Genomic DNA, 5,250 nt, shown 5'->3' on the forward strand with positions numbered 1-5,250 from the left:
AAAGTGATGCTCTTCGGAGCGTTAGCGCTTACAGTTAGTGCGTCCTTTGTAGGCTGTACGGACTATGATGATGATATTAAAAATCTGCAAGAACAGATTGATAATATCAATAAGAAAGAACCGGGAGTTACTACGGCAGAAATGTCAACAGCGGTATCTTCGGCTATTAGTGCCTTGAAAACAGAACTGGAAGCTGTTATTGCCGGTAAGGCTGATAATGCGGCTGTTGTGGCATTACAGGATAAGGTTAGGGAACTGGAAGCTGCCCTTAATAACAAAGCGGACGCTTCGGCTATCCAGGAACTGATAGCGCAGATTGGAGAATTGTCTGAGGAGGTGAACTCGGTAAAAGGCTCTTTGGAGGATTCTAAAACAAAACTTGAGGCTGAAATAAAGGCGCTGGAAGACGAGTTGGCTAATGTAGCTGATGCTGCTGAAATGGAAGAATTGGCTAAAAAACTTACCGAGGCACAGAATCAGCTGAAAGAGTTGGAGGAAAAAATAAGCGACAATGCCGGGGAAATTGTGAAACTGACAACCCAAATAGGACAGTTAGCTGAGATCCAGGCTTCCATCGAAGCGTTACAGACATCTAATCAGGCTTTCCAGACTGCAATAGATGAACTAAAAGCAGCACAAGGCAACAACATAACAGAAGCAGATTTGTCGAAAGCGTTGCAAGCTTATCTGACTAAAGATGAAATCGCTAAGTTGTTGGATAACAAGATGCTTGATTATCTGACAAAAGAGGATTATGCAAAGAAAGAACAAGCTATTTATGATTATGTAAATAATACATTGACGGCTAACATAATGGCAAAAGTGAATGCTGCTTATGTGAGTTTGGATAAATATAATAAAGATCTGAAAGAGATCAATGAGAAGTTCTCCAGATATGTTGACTCGGAGAGTTCGGAATACAAAAAACTTGTGTCGGATGTTACGGCTTTGAACAACTATAAAACTGAGACATTGCAAGCTCTTGTTGACTTGGTGAATGGTACTTCCGATAAAGAAGGGTTGAGTAAACAAGTGGCAGATTTGGTTGCTGCAATGGGAGAAATCACAGATTTGTCACAGACTTTGAGTGGATATGTCAAATCTACCGAATTGACAAACTATGTTAAAGAGGCGGATCTAAATGATAAGATAGAGGCATATTTGAGTGAATCGATGGAATCGGCAGAATCTACGATGCAAGCTTTGGAAAAAAGACTGGAGGCCCTTGAAATAGGTGTGAAAGCAATGATACAAAGCATTGTATACGCACCTCAGACTGTTGGCGGCGTAGTTGCATTTAACTCGTTGGAGGTAGAGGATACGGGAGTGACCCCGAACAAGAATGTAGTTGTTGCAGAGGATAAATCATTGAATATATCTTTCCGTGTATCTCCAGTATCTGCTGCAAAAGTATTCTTCGATAAATATGATTATAGTTTTGAGGGACATGAAGTAGCGTCTCGTGCTGCCGGAAAAATTGAGTATTTGAATGTTGAGAGCAGTAGTGTCGATGAGGCAACCGGAATGGTTAACTTTGTGGTCTCAACGGGAATTTCTGCAGGTAAGAGTTATGCCATCTGTATGCATGTGACTCCTAAAGCGAAAGTCGGTGAAGTTGATAATGATGATAATTTGACGGATATTACATCTAATTACTTTGTTGTAAGTAAGTCTCTTACTAAGATTGAAACAATTGTATTAGAAAGTCCTGCTAAAGCAGAAAATACATTATATTATAATAATGAGAATTCGGCTATTAATTATGCGGAAGGTATAAAATATGTTATCAATGACGGTCATGTAAATTTGGAAAATTATGATATGAGTAAATTCTCCATTGAATATAGCGTCACTAATGAAAATTATTTCTCTATTGGTAAAGCAGAGGGTATATTAAAACCTGCTAACTATAATTTGGCCAGTTATGTAGATCAGACTGCTACGGCTACTGCCACAGTGAAAATAGAAGGTGTGAAACGTACTTTCCCGACTTCATTTGCTGTTGTTACAATTAAAGAAGAAACTTCTATAGCCGAGACAACTTGTAATTATGGCACTTTGGAGGTAGCATGGAAGAATGCTGAGCAAACTATTCCGGCTTCTAAATTTGATTTAACTAAGATCTATGACGAAGCCAATATAACAGCTACCGCTTTCAAACAGCTAACCGCATCTTATGACGAAACTGCTGATGTACATTTTGTAGTTGGAACAGATAATGTTTTAAGTGTCGCTATTGCTGCTAATACAGCAGGCGGTGAGCATCCGATTCAGGTGATATTTGAAGGAAATGGAAAGAAGATTACCGTAAAAGCGAATGTGAAGATTGCTTACAATGAGGTTTCTTTGACTACTAAACCTGAACTGTGGGAGGGTGATAAAATGAATGGTACTGTCATTTTCACTCCTACACTGGATGACCAATTTAGGCCGAGCACCATTGCTCTTTCAATGGATTTGACAACTCTCTTTGGAAATTATACGGAGGTATATAATGATGTAACAGCAGCAGGCGGTACAGTAACTCTTAATGTTCAAGATTTGGCTGGATTCAACGGTGCTGTATCATTCGAAGATAATGTAGTAACTATTAATCCATCTAAATATAGTGGAAAGGACATTGTGATTACAAGTGATGTTAAGTTTGGTAATACTACTGTGGATGCTAGCAAAGCTACGATTAAAGTCGTTAATGTCAGTGGTACTTGGAAACCCGGAAAACTTGAAGTAACTTTAACAGATAAGGCTGCTAAGATAAATGTGTTAGAAGGATTTTCTTGGATTGATTTCAGAAATAAAGTAATGTGGGCAGACGGTGCGGATGTTGAAGGCGGTACTGATTTTGCAGACGGTGTAAAAGGTTTGGCGGTATACGGTTTAACTGCTCCGACTTGTACGCTTACTGCTGCCGATGGTACTGAATGCCCGTATTTGAAGTTCGAGAATGGTGAAGTATATTTCACTGAAGCTGGTAAGACTTTCGGATTTGTACAACCGTATGAGGCTAAAGTGACGATTAATGTTACTTCTCCATGGGGAGAAATAGCTGGAGCTACTCCGTCTAATACGGAAATCTTAATTACAATCCCTGCATTGGTACAATAAAATATAATTAATCGGATTTAGTTCCCCTTTGTCTAAAGTGGGAACTATCCGATTTTTTTCTACTGATTCAGATATAATGTAGAATATGATATATTGTTTGTTTCTGAAATTGCCCCTTGTGACAAGCCGCAATTTTAATATGTCAAGCTATATTTTCATCTCTACCAAAGTAGCTTGGCGCTTAGATAGAAAGGCACTTCCACACATTCCGGAAGTGCCTTCTTTTTTTATTTATTGAACCCCAACTTTTTCAATCCGTTCTGTACATCCGGATGGCTCATAAAGAGTTTCCATAACAGTCCAGTCCGGTAGTTTTCGATCATTACGGCTATGGGGCCTTGGTCGATGGCAAGATAGCGTTGCGGATACCAGTTGTCTGTTTCGCTGAAGGCATCATAAAAGCCATAGGGGCCGAATAGTTTGTCTCCCATATCATAAAGATGTCTCATCACTTCGAGAGAATATTCCGGTGTATAGACGATGGACGATAAAGCAGCCGTAGGGGTGATTACTCCTGCATCCTCTTTCTCATTGGGAGCATGTGCGGCGTAGCCGTTTACGGAATAGCTGGCGGTCAATCCCCAACAATTCGGGCCGAAACCTTTGTAATGTTTCGGATTACGGATGCAATAGGCGCGGTTGACTAACGTCAGGTTACGCATTTCATTGAAGTAACTCGGACAGTATTTATCTTTCAGTCCTACGGGATCCAATCCCAAGAAGGAATATTGCGCCCAGAAGAGCGGACCTGCTTCGCTGCCTTGATAACGAAGGTGAAGTTCGATACCCTCTACTTTATGCGGAGATACGATGGCGCCATTCTGTGCCCAACCATCATGATATACGGCGGCAGGCACACCGTGTGTGGGCGATGCGGCGGCGAGTATGTACATGATGAGACATTCATTGTAACCATGAACCGGGAAGTCCATCTCCCAGCCGTATTCGGGACTCCAATGCCAGTAGAGTACATTCTGGTTCCCTTTGCGGTACCAGTTCCAATCCACTTCACGCCACAGTTTATCTATTCTTTGCGCCAATGCTTTTTCTTGGGGAGTGCCGTCAATATAATACTGATGTACGGCAAGCAGTCCTTGCATGAGAAAAGCCGTCTCTACAAGGTCGCCGCCATTGTCTTTCTGACCGAAGGGTTTCACTTTTCCGGTCTCGCCATACCACCAATGGGGATAGGCGCCTTTGAAGCGGTCGGCACGTTCGAGAAAAGAAACTATTTTTTCCATGCGTACCAGTCCGTCGGTACGGGAAACGTACCCCCGGTTGATGCCGGCAAGAATGGCCATGATACCAAAACCACTGCCACCCGAGGTGACGACATCCGGTCCGCCGGCAGGATAGTTACCGTCCATATGAATACGTTCCGGGGCGAGACCGCTATTGGGCTCCGCACCATCCCAGAAATATAGAAAGGTTCTTCTTTGTACTGTATCCAGCAGGGCATCAGTAGTGAGACTGTCTGATGGGAGGGAAGAAGTTGATGGAGAGGTTTTCTTGCTGCCCTGACAGGAGTTGGCTGTCAGGAGCAGAAGAAGACCGGAAAATATATAATAAATAACTGGTTTCATTGTTGTTGGTTTTTAGAAGGTGAAGACCTCTCCCCATCCCTCTCCGTGGGAGAGTGAGTTGGGTTAGTCTTATAACTGATTAAATATAATAATTGCTTGAATATCATAACTGATTAAATGCAATAGTATCTATACTCCCTCTCCTACGGAGAGGGTTGGGGAGAGGCCTCACCTGGACGTTACGGTGAATGCGGCTGTTTTCACATCCCGGCTGTTGGAGCCTATCATGACTTGGAAATCTCCCGGCTCTATGACATATTGCAGATCATAATCGTAGAACTTCAACATTTCAGGGGCTATTTTGAAGGTGACAGTACGCGTTTGTCCGGGTTGGAGGTAGATTCTTTCGAATCCTTTCAACTCTTTTACCGGTCGGGTAGTGCTGCCTACAAGATCGCGGATATACAGTTGCACCACTTCTCCGCCGGGCAGCAGTCCGGTGTTGCTGACATCTACGGATGCTGTGATCATACCTTGCATATCCATGCTCGATTGGCTCAGAGAGATGTCGCTGTAAGCGAAAGTAGTGTAGGAGAGCCCGAAGCCGAATGGATAGAGCGGT

The 5,250-nt window shown here is 42.6% G+C and carries 3 protein-coding genes; 1 reads left to right on the top strand and 2 read right to left on the bottom strand.

Annotation, left to right across the window (positions count from 1 at the left end; genetic code table 11):
* Positions 1–3,105: ATP-binding protein (locus QVP90_RS13830; RefSeq protein ID WP_288204549.1), on the top strand; the 3,105-nt coding region annotated here is incomplete at its 5' end.
* Positions 3,106–3,332: 227 nt separating this feature from the next.
* Here the strand turns inward: QVP90_RS13830 and QVP90_RS13835 are convergent.
* Both QVP90_RS13835 and QVP90_RS13840 read right to left on the bottom strand, forming a co-directional pair.
* Positions 3,333–4,688, bottom strand: a complete 1,356-nt coding sequence (locus QVP90_RS13835) for a glucoamylase family protein (protein WP_021936775.1) — start codon at positions 4,686–4,688, stop codon at positions 3,333–3,335.
* 168 nt (positions 4,689–4,856) lie between these two features.
* On the bottom strand, positions 4,857–5,250 hold a 394-nt coding region (locus QVP90_RS13840; protein WP_288204551.1), incomplete at its 5' end, for a fibronectin type III-like domain-contianing protein.

Origin of the sequence: Bacteroides sp. CAG:189 (assembly GCF_000432295.1) — a bacterium.
GTDB lineage: Bacteria > Bacteroidota > Bacteroidia > Bacteroidales > Bacteroidaceae > Bacteroides > Bacteroides salyersiae.